Source organism: Pseudoalteromonas sp. T1lg10 (assembly GCF_002964545.1).
Taxonomy (GTDB): domain Bacteria; phylum Pseudomonadota; class Gammaproteobacteria; order Enterobacterales; family Alteromonadaceae; genus Pseudoalteromonas.
Map to the genome: position 1 here is coordinate 1 of NZ_PQBV01000044.1, position 689 is coordinate 689.

1 protein-coding gene is annotated in these 689 nt (G+C 50.1%); it reads left to right on the top strand.

Features of this window, described 5'->3' with window-relative positions:
• Window positions 1–689, top strand: a 689-nt coding sequence (locus C2M17_RS12530; RefSeq protein ID WP_158684021.1) for an ATP-binding cassette domain-containing protein, incomplete at both ends; no start/stop codon positions are given.

The window sequence follows — 689 nt, forward strand, 5'->3', positions numbered from 1 at the left end:
GGTAAATCAAATCACTGGGGTGCTGGTGCGATGGCAGCATGTTAAGGTTGCCCTTGAAGGACTTGACCAGATTATGCAGGCGCCTACAGAACGCCCTCCAGGCCGCCAGTTTGCTCATAAACCTAGGCTCGATGGCGATTACAGCCTCGAAAATGTCAAACTTAGTTATGGCAATGAAGGGCCGCCAGCGTTGAGCATTAATAAACTGCAGATTAAAGCAGGAAGTCACACCGTGTTACTTGGCAGCAACGGCGCTGGTAAATCGAGCCTGTTGCGGATCTTAGCGGGCTTAGAAGACGTCGATAGCGGCCAAGTGCTGCTTGATGATATTGCCATGACACAACTCGATCCCGCGGACCGTCAGCGTGATATCGGCTATTTGCCACAAGATTCTTGTTTGTTTTACGGGACGTTACGCGAAAACCTTCAGTTGGCAGGCAATAATCACACGGATGAGGCCATTTTCAACGTCCTTGATAGCATTGGTTTTGGTGTTGCTGTGCGTGCGCATCCGCTGGGCTTAGATATGCCTATTCTTGGCAGCAGAAGCCTCTCTGGTGGTCAACGTCAAGCCGTTGCATTGGCACGGTTAATCTTGCAAAACCCGCGAATTGTGTTACTGGATGAGCCAACCTCGGCGTTTGACCAAGTCAACGAAGAGAAAGTCATACAATTTATGCAAACCTGGG